Source organism: Flavobacterium sp. GNP002 (assembly GCF_054343795.1).
In genome coordinates, this window is the sequence record NZ_JBTGUW010000001.1 from 1504977 (window position 1) to 1523449 (window position 18473).

Below are 18473 nucleotides of genomic sequence, written 5' to 3' on the forward strand. Positions count from 1 at the left end.
TAATTTTGCCGAAATATTCTGAAAAAGTGGGAAGCAAAAATAAATTAAAAAGGTTCAAGGAAAACGAAACATTCACTAACGTTTTTCAACCAACGAGAGAAGAGGTAGTAGGAGATTTATTTCCGCTTAGAGGCAAATGGAATTCGGAATTCTTCAAAAATGAAAATCCATTAGTGCTGGAATTAGGCTGTGGAAAAGGAGAATATTCAGTAGGTTTAGCTGAAAGATATCCTAATAAGAATTTCGTTGGAATCGATATCAAAGGAGCGCGTTTCTGGCGTGGTGCTAAAACGGCTGTTGAAACCGGATTGCATAATGTGGCTTTTATCAGAACCCAAATCGAATTAATCAATCACATTTTTGCTGAAAATGAAGTAGACGAAATCTGGATTACTTTTCCAGATCCGCAAATTAAATACAAACGCACGAAACACAGAATGACAAATTCAGAGTTTTTGCAATTGTATAAAAAAATCCTTAAAAAAGACGGTGTCGTAAACTTAAAAACCGACAGTGAGTTCATGCACGGATATACTCTTGGGTTGTTACACGGTGAAGGACATGAAGTTTTATATGCCAATCATAATGTGTATGTAAATGAGGGAAGTCCGGAAGAAGTAACCGCATTTCAAACTTTTTATGAAAAACAATATTTGGAAATAAACAAAGCAATTACGTATATTCGATTTAAAATTAAAGAATAATTTTGCTTTTTTGATTCTCGTATCTTGCCTATGAATTTAATTGTTTCTTTGTTTTTGGGTTTAATTACAGCCATTGTAGGGATTACGCCTCCGGGATTAATCAATATGACAGCCGCTAAAGTGAATCTAAAAGAAGGAAAGGTAAGCGCGTATTGGTTTGTTTTAGGAGCGGTAATTGTGATTTTTTTTCAAGCTACATTGGCAATATTATTTGCAAGGTACATTGAAGGCAGACCAGATGTTATTGTATTGCTGCGAGAAGTGGGATTTGTTATATTTTCAGTACTAACCATTTACTTCTTGCTGATTGCCAAAAAGCCAAAAGCAAAGAAAGGGAAAATCAAAAAAAAGAGCACATCTACTCGTTTTTTTCTTGGGATGTTGCTTTCTGCACTTAATTTTTTCCCCATTCCATATTATGTTTTTGTAAGCGTCACTCTGGCTTCTTATAATTTGTTTGTGTTTGATAATTCCCATGTTTTTGTTTTTGTTACCGGTGTGGTATTGGGTTCTTTTTTAGTTTTTTATTTATACATCACTTTCTTTCAGAAAATAGAAGGCAAAACGGATTATATGATGAAAAACATGAATACCATCATAGGAAGTATAACAGGATTGATTGCTTTAATTACTTTGATTAATATTATTCGATATTATTTGAGGTAGTTTTAAACAGCCTAAAAATACCGTTTTACCTGATTTTATAAAATATGTCAAACGACAACTTTTTTGAACGTGTGTACGCCATCGCCAGACAAATTCCTTACGGAAAAGTGACTTCTTATGGCGCTATTGCAAAGGCTTTAGGAACTGCTCGTTCTGCTCGAATGGTGGGTTGGGCAATGAATGCTTCGCATAATCTTGAAGATGTTCCGGCGCATCGTGTGGTGAATCGAAAAGGATTGCTAACAGGAAAACTTCATTTTGACGGAACAAATCTAATGCAGCAATTATTGGAAAACGAAGGTTTGACTGTCATTGACAACCAAATTGTAGATTTCGAAAAACATTTTTGGCAACCGGAAGTTAGGATTGAGTAATCTGTAAAAGTTCAATTCATAAGGTTTGTTACGGTCAAAAAGCGATGTTTTATCTAATAATCGCCCTCAATTTCTTCATCAATAAATGCGATACAAATTCTTTATAATAAGAACTTTTCACAGTATCTTTGTAATCTGAAATCAGTTTAAATAAAGATAATATTCTGGTGGTAAAACACTAATAGAAAACAGTTAACTAAAAATGAAATTAGATAGAAAAGAGATTCTTAAAGCTTTAGAAACGATAACTATAGCTGGAGAAGGAAAAAACATGGTGGAGAGTGGTGCAATAGCAAATGTAGTTACTTTTGGCGATGAGGTTGTAGTTGATTTAGTATTGCATACACCGGCAATGCACATAAAAAAACGTGCCGAAGACGATATCAAAAAAACAATTCTTGAATTAGTATCTCCGGATGCTAAAATCAAAATCAATAGTAAAGTTGAGGTTGCTGACAAACCAGAAATCAAAGGAAAGTCAATACCGGGAATCAAAAATATTATTGGCGTTGCCTCTGGTAAAGGAGGAGTAGGGAAATCTACTGTGACTGCAAACTTAGCGGTATCACTAGCTAAAATGGGTTTCTCAGTTGGAATCCTTGATGCTGATATTTATGGGCCATCTATGCCAATCATGTTTGATGTAGAAAATGAAAAACCAATCTCTGTAACAGTTGATGGGAAATCAAAAATGAAACCTGTTGAAAGCTACGAAGTGAAAATTCTTTCAATAGGATTTTTTACAGCGCCAAGTCAAGCGGTAATTTGGAGAGGACCAATGGCTTCTAAAGCGTTGAACCAGATGATTTTTGATGCTGACTGGGGAGAATTGGATTTCATGTTAGTCGATTTGCCTCCGGGAACAGGTGATATTCACCTTTCAATCGTACAATCATTGCCTATTACAGGTGTTGTGATTGTTAGTACGCCACAAGCAGTAGCTTTGGCCGATGCCAAAAAAGGAGTTTCAATGTTCATGTCTGAAGCTATAAATGTTCCTGTCTTAGGAATTATAGAAAACATGGCGTACTTCACACCAGAAGAATTACCAGAAAATAAATATTACATCTTCGGAAAAGAAGGAGCAAGAAATCTTGCAGAAGATTTAGAAGTTCCGTTCCTTGGCGAAGTACCTATCGTACAATCTATTCGTGAAGCAGGAGATTTTGGTCGTCCAGCAGCGATGCAAACAGGATCAATTATTGAAACTGTTTTCGAAGAAATCACTAGAAATGTAGTACAGGAAGTTGTAAGCAGAAACGAAAATTTACCTGCGACTGAGGCTGTAAAAATAACAACTATGGCTGGTTGTTCAGCAGTAAAAAAATAGAAATTAGAATCTTTTGAAAATGATTTATAATATTTCAATTTTCTAATCTTTCAATCTTTAAATAAAGAAAATGACAACAGAAGAATTAACAATAGAAGTTCAAAAAGCACTCGAAGAAATTAGACCTTTTTTGAATTCTGACGGCGGTGATATCACACTGATTTCCATCGAGGACGACAAACACGTAAAAGTACGTCTCGAGGGGGCATGTACCAGTTGTAGTGTAAACCAAATGACACTAAGAGCCGGGGTGGAAACCACCATCAAAAAGTTTGCACCACAAATAGAAACTGTTGTAAATATTCTATAAATTTTTTAGGCGTGCCCCTTTTAAGAAAAAAGGCTACTCGATAAACTGGGTAGCTGCCTTTTTTCTTAAAAGCGTCGGGCTATCCGCGCTACTTCGGTAGCTTGCTGCTATCCCTCACGCAAATTTGCATACCCACAACTCATAACTTATAACTCATAACTGATTTATGGATGTATTAATAAAAATTAAAGATAGAGAAGGAGTAGTGCACGAATTACAGGCTCCTACAGATATGGCCATGAATATCATGGAATTATGCAAAGCCTACGAGCTTCCTGTAGAAGGAACTTGCGGCGGAATGGCTATGTGTGCTTCTTGTCAATGTTATGTTCTTAATGATGTAGCTTTACCGGAAATGGGCGATGATGAAGAAGCGATGCTTTCAGAAGCATTTTACGTAAAATCAAACAGTCGATTGGGATGTCAAATCCCAATCACCGAAAGTCTCGAAGGATTAGAACTGGAGTTGGCTCCTGAAAATTAATAAAAAAGCGTTTGCCTAGGCAAACGCTTTTTTATTTGTAATCTTTTAGATTTGTCGGACCTTCAAGTACTTCTCTTACAACCTGAAGAATGCCATTCTCCTTTGTGTCGATAAACCATTTTATAAGTGTTATAGTTCCATTTACAATTTCAATTCCAGTGATGCTTCTAGGATGTACGCAGCTTCCATCATTGAAGTAAGGTGTCGTGTTCTGACTTGGATAGGAAAAACTAGGTCGATGCGTATGACCCACAATAGTAATTTTTCGATTATTGTTCTCAATCCATTTTTTGATGCGCAGTTCGATTTTTATTCGCTCTACATAATTTTTAGCGGGACTTGTGGGATCAGATATTCCCCAAATTTGCAACGGTTTCCATAAGATGCGCACCATAAATCTATTGATTTTCCAACCCACATAATTCATGAAATCGGCCTGATGACCATGAGTTAAAAACAATTCCTGATTGGTTTCCTGATGCACTAAAACGATGGCTTCGTGGCATTGTATACCAGTGAACAAGGGTTCAATTCTGTCGTTTTGGGTGTTTGTATACGTCGTAAGCGTTTTTTCTACATGGTCTTTATCTCGAAAAGTCATTTCGTGATTACCCCAAATTTTATGGTACCTATTAGAATCATGAAATTTCTTTAGTAAAAGATAGACGTTTTTGTGTGCTTCGAAAATAGTTTTAAAAAAAATATTCTCCCATAATTCATCCCCATCACCCAGCTCACAATACGTAAAGCCATCGTTATAATATTGGGTCATCGCATGAAAATAGACGTTTCTATTGCTGGCAAAATCATCAGCAAAACTATTGTCGCTTCTGTGGCAGTCACTAAAAAGGATAAATTTTGATTGATTGTCAAAAGGAACTCTTTTGGCTTCTTTGTAAGCTTTTGTTAATCGTTCTTGGGAAGACATTTATTTATTTTAGATATTAAAGATAAAAAAAATAGCGAAGAAAGCTGTTTTTTCATTGATACTTCTTTTACCAAATTGTTTTTAATTGCTTAAAGCTGTTGCCGCTTTTGGTAAAATTCGTTCTACAAATAAAGAGTACGTTAATTCCGAAGGATGCAGTCCATCTTGGGCTACAAGATTTTTATTGATCAAACCTTGTCTGGTGATGTCGGTTATATTTATAAACACTATAGCATTGTCATCACAGTATTTTTTTGCAAAAGCATTATACTGATTTATTTCTGCAGAAATTGTAGTCTGGTTCCCTGATGCTTGGCCAAAAGGAGTATAGGCATAATCTGGAATAGAAACTACAATTATCTTCGTTTTGTCTCCTTTTGCAAGCGCAATAGCCTTATTTACTAATTCAGGAAATTCTTTTTCATATAACAGAAAAGACCTGTTTTGATATTGATTGTTTACTCCTATTAGCAGTGTGACCAAATCATAATTTGAAGTTGGATTTTGTGTATTTATCGCCGAAATTAAATTGGTGGTAGTCCATCCGGTTTGTGCGATAATTTTCAGGGAATGGGTATTGTTCGGATTTAAATTACCTAAACTTTTTGATAATTGTGCCGGGAATCTGCAGGTTTCACAAACGCTCTGTCCAATGGTATAACTGTCTCCAAGTGCTAAATAATTATAGGTTTTCGCTTGTGTTTGCGGAGCTGTAATTATTGGTGTGGGAGTTGTTTCAGGAATTGGGCTTTCAGTGCTGCAGCCCGCAATAAAAAGCAGAAAAAAGAACGCAACTATTACTTGGAATTGTTTTTTCATTATTTTGAAATTTGATAGAATTCATTTCTAAATAATAGTTACGTTTATTAGGAAGTATTGGTTTTATGCCAATTCAACATTCATCATAATTGTTTCTTCGATAGCGTCCCAAAGTCCAATACGTTTTTCCAGTGCTAAAATTGATATTTCTTCTACATCAGACCATTTTTGAGCATCAGTCCCGCAAAGTTCAGTTATCATTTCCATTGCCATTGGGCCATGATCATCAGCATCTAATTCGATATGTCTTTCAAAATAATAAATCAGTTTGCTCAAATCAGTTTGCGGAAAATTTTCTTGAAAGTTTTTCAGAATAGCGGTAAACATACTTGGGATTAAATCTTCTCTACCAAAAGTGAATGCAGCTGCAATTTCATGAGATTTCCCTTCGTCAATAACTCTGAAAGTAAAGTCTAAGAAAGCTTTAATGTTAGGGTGTAAATTGCTTTTTTTGATAGCAACAAATATGTTTTTAAGCGAATTTACTTCAGATAAAAAATGTTCAATTCCAGCGGTGTTTGCTCCGCAAGCTTCCATCGCTTCAATGTACATTTCATAATGACTTTGGCGACGGCCATCAATTGTCAAATCAGATTCTTCCGCAACTACTATTTCATTTATCAAATACCTGGTTTGAGGATTTTGAGTGGCAAACCAAGGAGTAGTTGTGCAGGTCAACTTAGATTGCAGTGCTTTTAATAATGACATGAAATCCCAAACGGCATAAACATGGTTTTCGAGAAAACACTGTAAATCTTCAATGGTTTTTACTTTTTTGTATAAAGAATGTTGTAACAATAGTTCTTTTTGGGGCTGAATGCTATTGTTGATTGTCTCAATATTCATAGGTGGTATTTTTTATGTAAAGATAAAAAAGCTTCCTGTTTCCAAGAAGCTTTTGTTATCAATTTTATATATACTTTAATAGTCGTTTACTACTATTTAAAAGCTGGAATTCCAGTAATATCCATTCCGGTAATCAATAGGTGGATATCATGAGTACCTTCATACGTAATTACGGATTCCAGATTCATCATGTGTCGCATGATAGAATACTCTCCTGTAATTCCCATTCCGCCCAGCATTTGTCTGGCTTCGCGGGCAATATGAATCGCCATATCTACATTGTTTCTTTTTGCCATAGAAATTTGAGCAGTTGTTGCTTTGCCTTCATTTCTTAAAACGCCTAATCTCCAAGTCAATAATTGTGCTTTAGTGATTTCAGTAATCATTTCGGCTAGTTTCTTTTGTTGTAATTGAGTTCCTGCAATAAGTTTGTCAAACTGGATTCTTTCTTTTGCGTAACGCAGTGCCGTATCATAACAATCCATGGCTGCACCAATGGCTCCCCAAGCAATTCCGTAACGTGCTGAATCTAGACAGCCAAGCGGTGCTCCTAGTCCAGATTTATTGGGTAATAAGTTTTCCTTTGGTACTTTTACATTGTCAAAGATTAATTCTCCAGTTGACGAGGCACGAAGTGACCATTTGTTATGTGTTTCTGGAGTAGAAAAACCTTCCATTCCGCGTTCTACGATTAAACCGTGAATTCTTCCTTCTTCATTTTTTGCCCAAACAATAGCAATATCAGCAAACGGAGCGTTTGAAATCCACATTTTGGCGCCATTCAATAAATAATGGTCGCCCATATCTTTAAAGTTTGTAATCATGCTGCCTGGATCTGAACCGTAATTAGGTTCTGTTAATCCAAAACATCCCATGTATTCTCCTGTAGCTAACTTAGGTAAGTATTTTACGCGTTGCTCTTCATTTCCGTATTTCCATATTGGATACATTACTAAAGATGATTGTACAGATGAAGTGGAACGAACACCAGAATCACCGCGTTCAATTTCCTGCATAATTAAACCATATGATATTTGGTCTAAACCTGCACCACCATATTCTTCTGGAATGTAAGGACCAAAACCACCTATTTCACCCAAACCTTTAATGATTTGTTTTGGAAATTCTGCTTTTTGAGCATATTCTTCTATAATAGGAGATACTTCGCGTTTTACCCATGCACGGGCAGAATCACGTACTAGTTTGTGTTCTTCTGTTAGTAAATCGTCTAAGTTATAATAATCTGGAGCTTGAAATAAGTCTGGTTTCATGGTTTGGTAATTTTATATGACGCAAATTTACATAAAGAAATATAACAAAAGCATTAACAAATGTTATATTTTTTTATTTTAATCGAAAATTACGAATTTTGTAATCAAATATGATATTTTTCAAAGCATGATTTTAATGAAAAAATAGCATTGCCTACTAATTTACAATAAAATTGTTAATTGCACTTTCAAATTTATTTTAAATAAGACTGTTGATGTATTTAGATAGAATCCAGAATTACATTTTCAAATAAAAATCTTTTGTCAATTCGATGTATTCTGAGGTGTATTGATGTCTTGAGGTTTCGATAATCAATTCATCAATAGTAATAACGGCGTTTTCATTTCGGCTAAAAGCCAATAAACTGCGTTTGATTTCGGTAGTTGGAGTTCCTTTTACGCGAGTGATTTTTAAAGGAAATAATTCGTATACTTTGGCTAGAGCCAAGAAATTTTCTTCTTCTTTAAAAGGAATTATGACTGCGAAAATTCCGTTTTCAGAAAGTAGTAAAGCGGCAGCTTCGATTAAATCTTCAAAAGGCATAGCGTCAGCAAAACGGGCTAAATCGCGTTGCTCGTTTTCGGATTTGTAATCGTCAGTGTAAAATGGAGGGTTGGAAACAATTAAATCGTACTCGTCTTCTGGTTCTTCTACAAATTCGTCTAAACCGGCATGAAAACAAAATAAGCGATCGCTCCAGGGGGAGTTTTCAAAATTATCTACAGATTGTTCGTACGCTTCTTCGTCGATTTCCAAAGCGTCAATTTGTTCCGCGGTACTTCTCTGCGCAAGCATTAAAGCGATGACACCTGTTCCAGCTCCAATATCTAAAATGCTAAAAGGGTTGTTTTCAATGGGGGTCCAAGCGCCAAGCAAAACACCGTCAGTTCCAATTTTCATGGCGCAACGGTCCTGCTCTATAACAAATTTTTTAAATGAAAACATAATTTAGGATTTAAGGAGATAATGAAAATTCCAAATTTTTTAAATTCCAAATTCCAATAAAAGGAAGAATTTCAATTTTGGAATTTCAATTTTGTTGTTTTTGTTATTATTGCCGATAAAATCTTTCTTAATTCTTCGACTTCAAACAGTAAATTTTCTGAATTTGCTTTTAATTCTGGATTTAATTCTTGTAATAACCGAAGCCAATATTTAGATTCTTTAGCTTCTTTTCTGGCTATTTTCAAACGAAATGATAAATCCTTTTCTCCTAGTTTTTCGTTGGCTTCAATGTAATTTGCGCCAACAGAGCCTGAAGATCTTACTAATTGTTTACCATCTTCAATATTTGAAATAGTTTTCGGCAGCTTTTGAACATAGATTCTACATTCTCTAGCAAACAAAAAAGTTCTTTCTTCTAAATCGAATGGTTTTTCCATAAAATGTTAAATCTCAATTTTTTTAAATTCTAAATTTCAACCAAAGCCCAGATTTTCAAATTTAGATTAAAATATTGGAATTTTCCTTTTTTACGTTGGAATTTGGAATTTAAAATATTGGAATTTCCCCTAAAGATACATTTCGATCAATCCTTCGGGAAGGTCCATGATGACTTTTTTATTTTCTCTGTCAATTTTCACAAGGAAATGGTCAATCATAGGAATAAGAATTTCTACTTCGCCGTTTAAAACTTCAAATAGTGGCTGAGCAGTAGTGTCATTTATGGATTCAATTTTTCCAACAACACCAAGGCGTTTGTCTTCAACTTCAAAACCAATTACTTCATGGAAGTAGAATTTATTACCGGTAAGTTTTGGTAACATATTTAAGGGAAGATATAAGTCGTTACCTATTACAGCATCGGCATCTTCTTCGGTATTCATATCTTCAAAACGAATTCTGAGAAAGTCGTTTTTGTGCAGTGAACTGCTTTCAATAAAAAAAGGAACCAAGTGTTTGTTGCATTCAACAAACACTGATTCCAAGTTTTCGTATAACTCAGGTTCGTCCGTGTCTAAATAGGCAAGAACTTCTCCTTTGAAACTAAATTTTTTAGCGATTTTACCTAAGTAGAAACAATCTTCTTTACGCATCTTCGCCTTCTAAAATTATGCTTCAGTTGTTTCGTTATTTTCTTCTGCAGCAGGAGCTTCTTCAGCTTCAACTTCAGCAACTTCTTCTTCAACAGCTGGAGTTGCAGCAGCAATAGCATCAGCCTCTGCTTGTGCAGCAGCAGCTAAACGTTTTGCATTTACTTCTTGTTCTGCTTTGAAAGCTTTTGCTTTATCAGCAGCTTGTGCTTTAGTCAATCCTTCTTTTTTAGCGTCAACTTTTCCAGCTTTAGCTTCTAACCAAGCTGCTAATTTTGCGTCCGCTTGTTCTTGAGTTAAAGCTCCTTTACGAATACCTCCATCAAGGTGGTGTTTCAATAAAGCACCTTTGTAAGAAAGAATAGCTTTAGCAGTATCAGTAGGTTGAGCACCATTGTGCAACCATTTTACTGCGCTATCAAGGTTCAATTCGATAGTTGCTGGGTTAGTGTTTGGATTGTAAGTACCAATTTTTTCTAGGTATTTACCATCTCTTTTTGAGCGTGCATCTGCAGCTACAACCCAGTAAAAAGGTTTTTGTTTTTTACCGTGTCTTTGTAATCTAATTTTTACTGACATAATCTTGTGATTAAATTTTGAGGTACTCGACCTCGATTAATTAAGGGTGCAAAGATACATTTTTTATCGATAAATACTAATTCGATTGGTATTTTAATGAACAGTAATGTTTTAGGTGTGGCTGTTGTTTTATTTTTTAATGCGATTTTATTTTTTTAAGGTCTAATGTCATACTTTTGTTGCTCTAAAAGATGCGTTTATGAAAAAATATTTTTTGTTTATTGTCGTGCTTTTTTCTTTAGTCTCTTGTGAGGAGGACATTAGTTTTAATAATCCTTCGCTTCAGGGCATGAAGGATAATGTGTTTTGGAGAGGGGTGCAATCTAGAGCAACACTAGCAGCTGATGGATCCTTGCTCATAGAATCTTTTACAGCAAATGAAACACTATCCTTAAAAACTACTTCTACAACTGCTCAAACTTATTTTTTAGGAACCAGTGAGTCTAAAAAAGCAATTTATACAGTAACTGATCCTACGAATGGTTTAGTTACTTTTTCTACGGGTTTTGGTATAGGAGAAGGTCAGATAGTGATAACTCAATATGATGCTGTTAATAATACTGTTACAGGCACTTTTAAGTTTAATGCTAAAAATACAAATAGTAATTCGTTAGCCAGTCCGGTTGTTAATTTTCAACACGGAGTTTTTTATAAGGTTCCTGTAGTTAGTTCTCTTGCTCAGTAATCTATGAGGAGTTGGTTTGATAAAATGCCTAATCATTTGCTTTAGGATGTTCATTTCCTTTTTTTGAAATTAAAATAAAAACATAAATAAGCTAATATATAGTAGATTAGAAAAAAATTAGAGTACATTTGTTCTATTATTTAAATAAGTACATATGAATATTTTTGTTGGAAGCCTTCCATTCAGTATTGAGGAAGCAGATTTAAGAGAGTCTTTCGAGGCTTACGGAGCAGTTGATTCAGTTAAAATTATTACTGATAAATTTACTGGAAGAAGTAAAGGATTTGGTTTTGTTGAGATGCCAAATGATGACGAAGCTCAAAAAGCAATTGACGAATTGAACGGAGCTACTGTTCAAGGACGTGCAATCGTAGTAAACAAATCTGAGCCTAAACCAGAAGGTGAAAGAAGAAGTTTTAACAATAACAGTCGTGGTGGAGATTCACGCGGTGGTTATGGTGGTGGAAACAGCCGTGGTGGAGAAAACCGTGGTGGTGGAAACAGAGGAGGATATTAATATTTTTTTCTAGCTATAAAAAAAGGTGTCAATTTATTGACACCTTTTTTGTTGTTTATTGTTTTGTTTAAAGCTGAGTAAAAGCTAAAAGAGAGTGTTGTTTTTTCAGGTTGTAATCTTAGCTATTACTCAATTTTAAACAAATGAAACTTTGAAAACTTATAGATTAGCAACTAGCCAGTCACCCACTTCACTAGTTTTGTATGCTTTTGAGTCTTTAGAAGCTAAATCCTCGGTTACAATTCCTTGTTCTAATGATTTATTCACAACTGCTCTAATAGCTTCTGCTTCTTCTTTTAATCCAAATGCATCTTCAAACATCATCGCTGCAGATAATACTGTCGCTAGTGGATTTGCAATATTCAATCCCGTGGCTTGTGGATAAGATCCATGAATAGGCTCGTACAATGAAGTATGTTCTCCAACAGATGCAGATGGCATCAATCCCATAGAACCTGATATTACAGAAGCTTCATCTGTTAATATATCTCCAAATAAGTTTTCAGTAATCAATACATCATAAGAGTTTGGCCATTGTACTAAACGCATCGCAACTGCATCTACAAATTCATAACTTACAGTTACTTCAGGATAATCCTTTTCCATTGCTTGTACGGTTTCTCTCCACAAGCGAGAAGTTTCCATTACATTAGCTTTGTCCACGCAACATAGTTTTTTAGTTCGGGTCATAGCAAGTTCAAAACCTTTTTTAGCCAAACGCTGTACTTCAGCTCTGGTGTAAGTACAAGTATCATACGCTGTTTCGCCATCGTCTTTTCTTCCTTTTTCTCCAAAATAAATTCCTCCAGTAAGTTCTCTTAAGAAAATTAAATCAGTTCCTTCGATGCGTTCTCTTTTCAAAGGAGAATTATCAATCAAAGATGGGAATGTAAAGGTTGGACGCACATTGGCAAACAAGCCTAATTTTTTACGCATCAATAATAAACCTTGTTCGGGTCTTACAGGCGCACTTGGGTCGTTATCATATTTTGGATGTCCAATGGCTCCGAATAAAACAGCATCAGCAGCCATACAAATTTCATGCGTTTCATCAGGATAAGGAACTCCTACGGCGTCAATGGCACAAGCTCCTGTAAGTGCAGGTGTCCAAGTGATTTCGTGGTTGAATTTTTTTGCAATAGCATCCGAAACTTTTACAGCTTCATTGATTACTTCGGGTCCAATTCCGTCTCCAGCTAAAAGGGCTATGTTAAATTTCATTAGGTATATTTTATATTAATGTATTTCTATTTATTATTGGGCAGCAACGACATTTAACATCTTTTGTGTTGCAATGATTGCGGCAACTGTTTGGTCTGAATCAAGTCCTCTAGTTTTGAATTCTTTTTCATTATTCGTCCAGGTGATTATGGTTTCGCATAAGGCGTCAGAACTACTTCCTGGCGGAATTCGGACAGCATAATCAATCAATTTAGGTAATTCTAAATTTTTGCTTTTATATATTTTTGCCAGTGCATTCATAAAAGCATCAAATTGCCCGTCACCTTGTGCGTGCTCTTCAATGATTTCACCATCTATTTTTAAAGATAAAGTAGTCGATGGACGCATGCCTTTTGCGTGAGATAGTATATAGGACTCAACAATAATTTTTTCCTGATAGGTCTGGCTGTCTAAAACATCAGAGATTATATAAGGTAAATCTTCTTTGGTAACGGTTTCTTTTTTATCACCTAATTCAATGATACGTTGCGTAACTAATTTTAAATCCTCAGGGTTTAATTGAAGGCCTAATTCCTGAAGATTTTTTTCAATATTAGCTTTTCCAGATGTTTTACCTAGAGCATACTTTCTTTTTCTTCCAAAACGTTCCGGAAGTAAATCATTAAAATATAAATTATTTTTGTTGTCCCCGTCAGCATGAATACCGGCTGTTTGTGTAAATACATTGTCACCAACAATTGGTTTGTTTGCCGGAATTCTATATCCTGTAAAAGTTTCGACCAACTTACTCACAGAATATAATGAAGATTCTTTTACGCCAATTTCTATTTGTGGAAAAAAGTCATTAATTACAGCAACAGTGCTTTCAAGTGGAGCATTTCCAGCGCGTTCTCCCATTCCATTTACAGTCACGTGCAGTCCTTGAATACCAGCTTTTACAGCTTCCATTACATTTGCGATGCTTAAATCGTAGTCGTTGTGGGCATGAAAATCAAAATGGGTGTTTGGGTACCTTGCTATAATTTTCGAAATAAATTCAAAAGTTTCAGAAGGGATCAAAACGCCTAAAGTGTCCGGTAGCAAGACTCTCTTGATAGGTTGTTTGGTCAGAAAATCTAAATATTGAAAAACATATTCAGGTGAATTTCGCATTCCGTTACTCCAATCTTCTAAATATACATTAGTCTCAATATTATTTTCCTTAGCCAAAGCTATGGTTTGTGCAATTTCAGTAAAATGTTGTTCGGGTGTTTTTTTTAACTGATGCGTTAAATGATTCAAAGATCCTTTGGTTAATAAATTCTGGACTTTAGCTCCGGTTTTTTTCATCCAATCTATGGAAAGTCCGCCATCTACAAAGGTTAGAACTTCAATTCTATTGGAGTAGTTTTTTTCGTTAGCCCAAGTCATAATCCCTTTTACACCTTGAAATTCCCCTTCACTCACGCGTGCAGAAGCAATTTCGATTCTATCAATATTTAATTCTTCCAACAACAATTGGGCAATGGTTAGTTTTTCTACAGCAGAAAATGATACTCCCGAGGTTTGTTCACCATCACGGAGTGTCGTATCCATTATTTCAATTTTTCTTTTTTTCATTATAAATTTGAAGCTAAAAGCAGTTTTGATTTCAGTAATTTGAAGTCTTGCTGTTGTGTTTTATAAAAAGGTAAAAGCAGTTATCTGGCTTAACAATACTATTGAGCTTAAGATAACTGCTTTTTTATTGTTTGTTTCTAATAAGGGAGTTGATTGGCAAACCCAACAATTTCTTCTTTGATGTTTTGCAAATAATCAATATCATCAAAACCATTAACCATATTGTCTTTTTTGTATCCGGAAATATCAAAAGATTCTTTTTGACCAGTTGCTTTTAGTGTAATGGTTTGTTCAGGAAGATTAATTTCCAATTCTGTTTTTGGATCATTCTCAATAGCCTTGAAAATAATATCGGCAAATTCTGGACTAACTTGTACCGGTAAAACACCAATGTTTAAACAATTTCCTTTGAAGATATCTGCAAAGAAACTTGAAACTACAGCACGGAATCCATAATCGTATACTGCCCAAGCTGCGTGCTCTCTGGAAGAACCTGAGCCAAAGTTTTTTCCGCCAACTAATATTTTCCCGCTATACGTTGCGTCGTTCAATACGAAATCTGCTTTTGGAGTATCGTCTCCATTATATCTCCAGTCTCTGAATAGGTTGTCTCCAAAAGCTTCCCGTTTGGTAGCTTTTAAGAAACGTGCTGGGATAATTTGATCGGTATCCACATTTTCTATTGGTAGTGGTACTGCACTACTGGTAAGAATATTAAATTTATCGTATGCCATTGTGATTTATGATTTTAGATTTAGGATTTTAGATTTCAGACTTTCCTTTTGAAAAATTGACTTTTAAAAAACTAAAACCTTTATATTTTTAATTCTCTTTTGATATTGTTATTGCCATTGAAATTGACATTCAACTAGAACAAATCTCTTGGATCTGTCAACACTCCTGTTACTGCAGCAGCAGCGGCCATAATTGGACTTGCCAATAAGGTTCTTGAACCAGGACCTTGACGACCTTCGAAGTTTCTGTTTGAAGTACTTACTGCATATTTTCCTGCAGGTACTTTGTCATCATTCATTGCTAAACAAGCCGAGCAGCCTGGCTGGCGTAATACAAAACCAGCTTCAGTAAGAATGTCCAAAAGTCCTTCTTCTTTGATTTGTGCTTCTACTACATGAGAACCGGGAACTAACCAAGCCGTAACATTTTCTGCTTTTTTACGTCCTTTTACAATTTCTGTAAAAGCTCTGAAATCTTCAATTCTACCATTAGTACAACTTCCCAAGAAAACAAAATCGATTGGTTTGCCAATCATTACGTCATTTTCTTCAAAACCCATATAGGCCAAAGACTTTTTATATGTTTCCTCGCCACCTTCTACTTGGTTAGCATTCGGAATATTTTTTGAGATACCAATTCCCATTCCAGGATTCGTACCATATGTAATCATTGGTTCAATATCTGCAGCATCAATATTTAATTCTGCATCAAAAACAGCATCAGCATCGGTTTTTAGAGTTTTCCAATATTCAACTGCTTTTGTCCAAGCTTCGCCTTTTGGAGCGTATAATCTTCCTTCTAAGAAATCGAATGTTTTTTGGTCAGGTGCAATCATACCACCACGAGCACCCATTTCGATACTCAAGTTACAAACAGTCATACGACCTTCCATCGACATATCTTCAAAAACGTTTCCTGCATATTCTGCAAAATATCCGGTACCTCCAGAAGTTGTTAATTGAGAAATAATATAAAGCGCAACGTCTTTAGGGCCAACACCTTTGCTCAATTTACCATTTACGTTGATGCGCATTTTCTTTGGTTTTGGTTGCATGATGCATTGTGTAGCCATAACCATTTCAACCTCTGAAGTTCCGATGCCAAAAGCAATAGCACCAAAAGCACCATGCGTAGAAGTGTGTGAATCTCCACAAACAATAGTGGCACCGGGTAAAGTAATTCCGTTTTCAGGACCTACTACATGTACAATTCCATTTTTTTTATGACCTAATCCCCAGTGCGATATGCCATATTCTGCAGCATTGTCTTCTAATGCTTTTAATTGATTGGCAGATAATGCATCTTGAACTGGTAAATGTTGATTTATAGTTGGTGTGTTGTGATCCGCAGTTGCAAAAGTACGCTCCGGATATAATACTGAAATTCCTCTTTCTTTCAAACCTAAAAAAGCTACAGGACTAGTAACTTCATGGATGAAATGACGGTCAATGAAAAACACGTCTGGTCCATCTTCAATTTTACGCACCACGTGCGAATCCCATACTTTGTCAAATAATGTAGTACTCATTTTAATATGTTTTTAATGTATTTTTTTATAGCCAAGTTGGCTAAGATGATAACAATGAGAGCAAAACTAAAAAAAGAATCAAGTCTTTATTATTTAATATTTCATTATATACGATACCCAAAAACGCTTTATGCAGATATCCGAAAATATTTTTGTAATTATTATATAGAAAGTCTTCTTTTGTTTCTGCTTTAATTCTCTTCTTTAGAAGCTTCAATTTTTAAAGGCAATTGTTTTTAATAATTTATCAAATTAATGTAATTACGATACAATAACTGATTTTTAGCATCAAAAGCATGATTTTTTAATAAAATCAGTAATGATTAGCAGGTTTTGTGTTTGGTTATTAGGTGGTGTTTTTTTTCTATTTTTTAAATTAAAGGCTTTTAAAAGTGGATATTTTTCTTTTTTTTTAAGATTTAATTTTACGACATCCAAAAGAAAATTATTGCCGTTGTTTTTTTTAATTACAAATAGATTTTAGGCTCAAATAAAAATGTAAATGCTGTAATGTGATAAAAATAAAAAAGCAATGTTCATTTAGATGGTTCATATTTATTTAAAAATAATTACGTAGCTTTTTTGGCTTGTAATAGTTTTTTGTTAATTTGCTCCAAATTTAGTCCTCTTTGATGCGGTTTTATAAGTTCTATTGGATTTTTATGTAAAAGAATCTTAATTGAAGGTTTTGTCGCTTAGATATGATATGTAAATTAGAAATATGAATTTAACAAAGTGGTTCCAATTTATCAAACCCAATCTGAAATTTTATCAATCCGGTTTTTTTGAATTTCCTTTTTTGGCAAATACGCCAGAGTTGATGATAGAAGCAACTATAAAAACTCCAGGAAGCAAGCATCATGTAAAAGATCAGCTGGTAGTTAGGAATAATCCTTTTATAAAAGGGACTTTTCGTTATCGGAAAATTGATGAAGGTTGCTGGCTCACGATAACTAACATTGAGTTTAAACAAAACGCTTTGATAAAAACGGTTTATGATGAACTTATTCCGAGTGAACATTATACGCTTACTTTTACGATGTATGAAAGCAAAGTAAAACTGCAAAATAGGTTTATTGATGACATCCCTTTTCAAAATAAATTTTGGGGTTTTAAGAAACCAGGAACTGATGTAGGTGCGCATTTTTACAAAGGTTCTAAATGTGAGTTTTATATCTATCATTTTCATCCAAACTGGATCAAAAAAAACATTCCTTTTGATAAATTAGAGGAGAACCTTCCTTTTAAAAAGTTTTTGGATTCAGATAAAGGATTTATATCTTACCAAGATATTGTGCCAAATGCCGAAGAGTTGTCTCATGAAATTGAACAAACTTTTATAAATTTCAATAATGATATTTTTAGTGATACGCTTTTAAAATCTCAAACATTGAGTTTGGTTTCCACTTTTTTCAAGAATGCTTTCGCCGATTTGAGAAAGGAAGATTACAAAGTAAAAGATACTGTAGATTATAAAAAGATGTCGCAATGTGAGCGGTTAATATCAAGAGATTTAGCGTTACCCTTTTTAGGAATTGAAGCTATAGCTCAAAAGTTAAATGTATCTCCTTCAAAACTAAAAATGGATTTTAAGTTGGTGTATGGAACATCGATCCTGCAGTATAATATTGATAAAAAAATGCAATTTGCCATGCAATTACTTTTGAATACTAATATGCAGGTCAAGCATATTGCGTTAGAAGTTGGGTATGATAATCACAGTAAATTTAGTGCTGTTTTTAAGAAAAAGTTCGGCGAACTCCCGTCAGAATCACGTCCAGAAAGTATGATACATTAAAATTACTTTTTTAGAGTCAAAATTAGCGCTACCGAATAACAAGGATTCATGCAACTTATCATTTTGCTTTAATCCTTTTTTTAG

The 18473-nt window shown here is 34.7% G+C and carries 21 protein-coding genes; 9 read left to right on the forward strand and 12 right to left on the reverse strand.

Annotated elements, in window-relative coordinates; genetic code table 11:
- Positions 1 to 26 precede the first annotated feature (26 nt).
- The 6 genes from trmB (at position 27) to ACXX80_RS06585 (ending at position 3868) form a co-directional block, all read left to right on the forward strand.
- Positions 27 to 704, forward strand: coding sequence for a tRNA (guanosine(46)-N7)-methyltransferase TrmB (gene trmB / locus ACXX80_RS06560; protein WP_315211030.1), 678 nt, complete (start codon positions 27 to 29; stop codon positions 702 to 704).
- A 30-nt stretch (positions 705 to 734) separates the two neighbouring features.
- Positions 735 to 1370, forward strand: a complete 636-nt coding sequence (locus ACXX80_RS06565) for a LysE family transporter (RefSeq protein ID WP_458552528.1) — start codon at positions 735 to 737, stop codon at positions 1368 to 1370.
- A 44-nt stretch (positions 1371 to 1414) separates the two neighbouring features.
- Positions 1415 to 1744: an MGMT family protein gene (locus tag ACXX80_RS06570; protein WP_458552529.1), complete on the forward strand. Its 330-nt coding sequence runs from the start codon at positions 1415 to 1417 to the stop codon at positions 1742 to 1744.
- A gap of 202 nt (positions 1745 to 1946) precedes the next feature.
- Positions 1947 to 3074: an Mrp/NBP35 family ATP-binding protein gene (locus tag ACXX80_RS06575; protein ID WP_315210915.1), complete on the forward strand. Its 1128-nt coding sequence runs from the start codon at positions 1947 to 1949 to the stop codon at positions 3072 to 3074.
- A 70-nt stretch (positions 3075 to 3144) separates the two neighbouring features.
- Positions 3145 to 3384: a NifU family protein gene (locus tag ACXX80_RS06580; protein ID WP_073205171.1), complete on the forward strand. Its 240-nt coding sequence runs from the start codon at positions 3145 to 3147 to the stop codon at positions 3382 to 3384.
- Between the two features lie 166 nt (positions 3385 to 3550).
- Positions 3551 to 3868: a 2Fe-2S iron-sulfur cluster-binding family protein gene (locus ACXX80_RS06585; RefSeq protein WP_035668621.1), complete on the forward strand. Its 318-nt coding sequence runs from the start codon at positions 3551 to 3553 to the stop codon at positions 3866 to 3868.
- A gap of 31 nt (positions 3869 to 3899) precedes the next feature.
- Here ACXX80_RS06585 and ACXX80_RS06590 read toward each other — a convergent pair whose 3' ends face one another.
- The 8 genes from ACXX80_RS06590 to ACXX80_RS06625 form a co-directional block, all read right to left on the reverse strand.
- Positions 3900 to 4796, reverse strand: coding sequence for a serine/threonine protein phosphatase (locus tag ACXX80_RS06590; RefSeq protein ID WP_458552531.1), 897 nt, complete (start codon positions 4794 to 4796; stop codon positions 3900 to 3902).
- An 81-nt stretch (positions 4797 to 4877) separates the two neighbouring features.
- Positions 4878 to 5615, reverse strand: coding sequence for an SGNH/GDSL hydrolase family protein (locus ACXX80_RS06595; RefSeq protein ID WP_458552533.1), 738 nt, complete (start codon positions 5613 to 5615; stop codon positions 4878 to 4880).
- Positions 5616 to 5678: 63 nt separating this feature from the next.
- Positions 5679 to 6461 carry a DUF3050 domain-containing protein gene (locus tag ACXX80_RS06600; RefSeq protein WP_417951122.1) on the reverse strand — a complete coding sequence of 261 codons (783 nt, stop codon included), beginning with the start codon at positions 6459 to 6461 and terminating at the stop codon, positions 5679 to 5681.
- Between the two features lie 92 nt (positions 6462 to 6553).
- A complete protein-coding gene (locus tag ACXX80_RS06605) occupies positions 6554 to 7732 on the reverse strand; it encodes an acyl-CoA dehydrogenase family protein (protein ID WP_458552535.1) in 1179 nt (392 codons plus the stop codon).
- 238 nt (positions 7733 to 7970) lie between these two features.
- Positions 7971 to 8678 (reverse strand): tRNA1(Val) (adenine(37)-N6)-methyltransferase, encoded by a 708-nt coding sequence (locus tag ACXX80_RS06610; RefSeq protein WP_458552537.1) that lies wholly within the window; start codon positions 8676 to 8678, stop codon positions 7971 to 7973.
- Positions 8679 to 8749: 71 nt separating this feature from the next.
- Positions 8750 to 9115, reverse strand: coding sequence for a four helix bundle protein (locus ACXX80_RS06615; protein WP_458552538.1), 366 nt, complete (start codon positions 9113 to 9115; stop codon positions 8750 to 8752).
- A gap of 129 nt (positions 9116 to 9244) precedes the next feature.
- Positions 9245 to 9769, reverse strand: a complete 525-nt coding sequence (rimM, locus tag ACXX80_RS06620; protein WP_315210905.1) for a ribosome maturation factor RimM — start codon at positions 9767 to 9769, stop codon at positions 9245 to 9247.
- Positions 9770 to 9784: 15 nt separating this feature from the next.
- A complete protein-coding gene (locus ACXX80_RS06625) occupies positions 9785 to 10345 on the reverse strand; it encodes a 30S ribosomal protein S16 (protein ID WP_035668607.1) in 561 nt (186 codons plus the stop codon).
- A gap of 199 nt (positions 10346 to 10544) precedes the next feature.
- Here ACXX80_RS06625 and ACXX80_RS06630 point away from each other — a divergent pair, with 199 nt between their 5' ends.
- Together ACXX80_RS06630 and rbp are read left to right on the forward strand one after the other, a co-directional pair.
- Positions 10545 to 11030, forward strand: coding sequence for a DUF6252 domain-containing protein (locus tag ACXX80_RS06630; protein ID WP_458552540.1), 486 nt, complete (start codon positions 10545 to 10547; stop codon positions 11028 to 11030).
- A gap of 154 nt (positions 11031 to 11184) precedes the next feature.
- The gene (rbp, locus tag ACXX80_RS06635; protein WP_066079550.1) at positions 11185 to 11547 is read left to right on the forward strand and encodes an RNA-binding regulator; all 363 of its coding nucleotides are present in this window, start codon (positions 11185 to 11187) and stop codon (positions 11545 to 11547) included.
- Between the two features lie 159 nt (positions 11548 to 11706).
- Here rbp and leuB read toward each other — a convergent pair whose 3' ends face one another.
- The 4 genes from leuB to leuC form a co-directional block, all read right to left on the reverse strand.
- A complete protein-coding gene (gene leuB / locus ACXX80_RS06640; protein ID WP_458552542.1) occupies positions 11707 to 12768 on the reverse strand; it encodes a 3-isopropylmalate dehydrogenase in 1062 nt (353 codons plus the stop codon).
- A gap of 33 nt (positions 12769 to 12801) precedes the next feature.
- A complete protein-coding gene (locus tag ACXX80_RS06645) occupies positions 12802 to 14328 on the reverse strand; it encodes a hydroxymethylglutaryl-CoA lyase-like TIM-barrel protein (RefSeq protein WP_458552544.1) in 1527 nt (508 codons plus the stop codon).
- A 137-nt stretch (positions 14329 to 14465) separates the two neighbouring features.
- Positions 14466 to 15062, reverse strand: a complete 597-nt coding sequence (leuD, locus tag ACXX80_RS06650) for a 3-isopropylmalate dehydratase small subunit (RefSeq protein WP_458552545.1) — start codon at positions 15060 to 15062, stop codon at positions 14466 to 14468.
- Positions 15063 to 15196: 134 nt separating this feature from the next.
- Positions 15197 to 16591, reverse strand: coding sequence for a 3-isopropylmalate dehydratase large subunit (gene leuC, locus ACXX80_RS06655; RefSeq protein ID WP_458552547.1), 1395 nt, complete (start codon positions 16589 to 16591; stop codon positions 15197 to 15199).
- A 721-nt stretch (positions 16592 to 17312) separates the two neighbouring features.
- On the opposite strand from leuC, the gene ACXX80_RS06660 reads away from it, so the two are divergent.
- A complete protein-coding gene (locus ACXX80_RS06660) occupies positions 17313 to 18389 on the forward strand; it encodes a helix-turn-helix transcriptional regulator (RefSeq protein ID WP_458552548.1) in 1077 nt (358 codons plus the stop codon).
- Positions 18390 to 18473: the final 84 nt, after the last annotated feature.

Bases quoted from the DNA above. Each gene is read 5' to 3' on its own strand.
- ACXX80_RS06585 (WP_035668621.1), top strand. From the start codon at position 3,551: ATGGATGTATTAATAAAAATTAAAGATAGAGAAGGAGTAGTGCACGAA.
- ACXX80_RS06660 (WP_458552548.1), top strand. From the start codon at position 17,313: ATGAATTTAACAAAGTGGTTCCAATTTATCAAACCCAATCTGAAATTT.
- ACXX80_RS06590 (WP_458552531.1), bottom strand. From the start codon at position 4,796: ATGTCTTCCCAAGAACGATTAACAAAAGCTTACAAAGAAGCCAAAAGA.
- ACXX80_RS06625 (WP_035668607.1), bottom strand. From the start codon at position 10,345: ATGTCAGTAAAAATTAGATTACAAAGACACGGTAAAAAACAAAAACCT.
- ACXX80_RS06565 (WP_458552528.1), top strand. From the start codon at position 735: ATGAATTTAATTGTTTCTTTGTTTTTGGGTTTAATTACAGCCATTGTA.
- leuC (WP_458552547.1), bottom strand. From the start codon at position 16,591: ATGAGTACTACATTATTTGACAAAGTATGGGATTCGCACGTGGTGCGT.
- ACXX80_RS06600 (WP_417951122.1), bottom strand. From the start codon at position 6,461: ATGAATATTGAGACAATCAACAATAGCATTCAGCCCCAAAAAGAACTA.
- ACXX80_RS06595 (WP_458552533.1), bottom strand. From the start codon at position 5,615: ATGAAAAAACAATTCCAAGTAATAGTTGCGTTCTTTTTTCTGCTTTTT.
- ACXX80_RS06575 (WP_315210915.1), top strand. From the start codon at position 1,947: ATGAAATTAGATAGAAAAGAGATTCTTAAAGCTTTAGAAACGATAACT.
- ACXX80_RS06615 (WP_458552538.1), bottom strand. From the start codon at position 9,115: ATGGAAAAACCATTCGATTTAGAAGAAAGAACTTTTTTGTTTGCTAGA.
- ACXX80_RS06645 (WP_458552544.1), bottom strand. From the start codon at position 14,328: ATGAAAAAAAGAAAAATTGAAATAATGGATACGACACTCCGTGATGGT.
- ACXX80_RS06605 (WP_458552535.1), bottom strand. From the start codon at position 7,732: ATGAAACCAGACTTATTTCAAGCTCCAGATTATTATAACTTAGACGAT.
- leuD (WP_458552545.1), bottom strand. From the start codon at position 15,062: ATGGCATACGATAAATTTAATATTCTTACCAGTAGTGCAGTACCACTA.
- ACXX80_RS06630 (WP_458552540.1), top strand. From the start codon at position 10,545: ATGAAAAAATATTTTTTGTTTATTGTCGTGCTTTTTTCTTTAGTCTCT.
- ACXX80_RS06610 (WP_458552537.1), bottom strand. From the start codon at position 8,678: ATGTTTTCATTTAAAAAATTTGTTATAGAGCAGGACCGTTGCGCCATG.
- ACXX80_RS06570 (WP_458552529.1), top strand. From the start codon at position 1,415: ATGTCAAACGACAACTTTTTTGAACGTGTGTACGCCATCGCCAGACAA.
- leuB (WP_458552542.1), bottom strand. From the start codon at position 12,768: ATGAAATTTAACATAGCCCTTTTAGCTGGAGACGGAATTGGACCCGAA.
- rimM (WP_315210905.1), bottom strand. From the start codon at position 9,769: ATGCGTAAAGAAGATTGTTTCTACTTAGGTAAAATCGCTAAAAAATTT.
- ACXX80_RS06580 (WP_073205171.1), top strand. From the start codon at position 3,145: ATGACAACAGAAGAATTAACAATAGAAGTTCAAAAAGCACTCGAAGAA.
- rbp (WP_066079550.1), top strand. From the start codon at position 11,185: ATGAATATTTTTGTTGGAAGCCTTCCATTCAGTATTGAGGAAGCAGAT.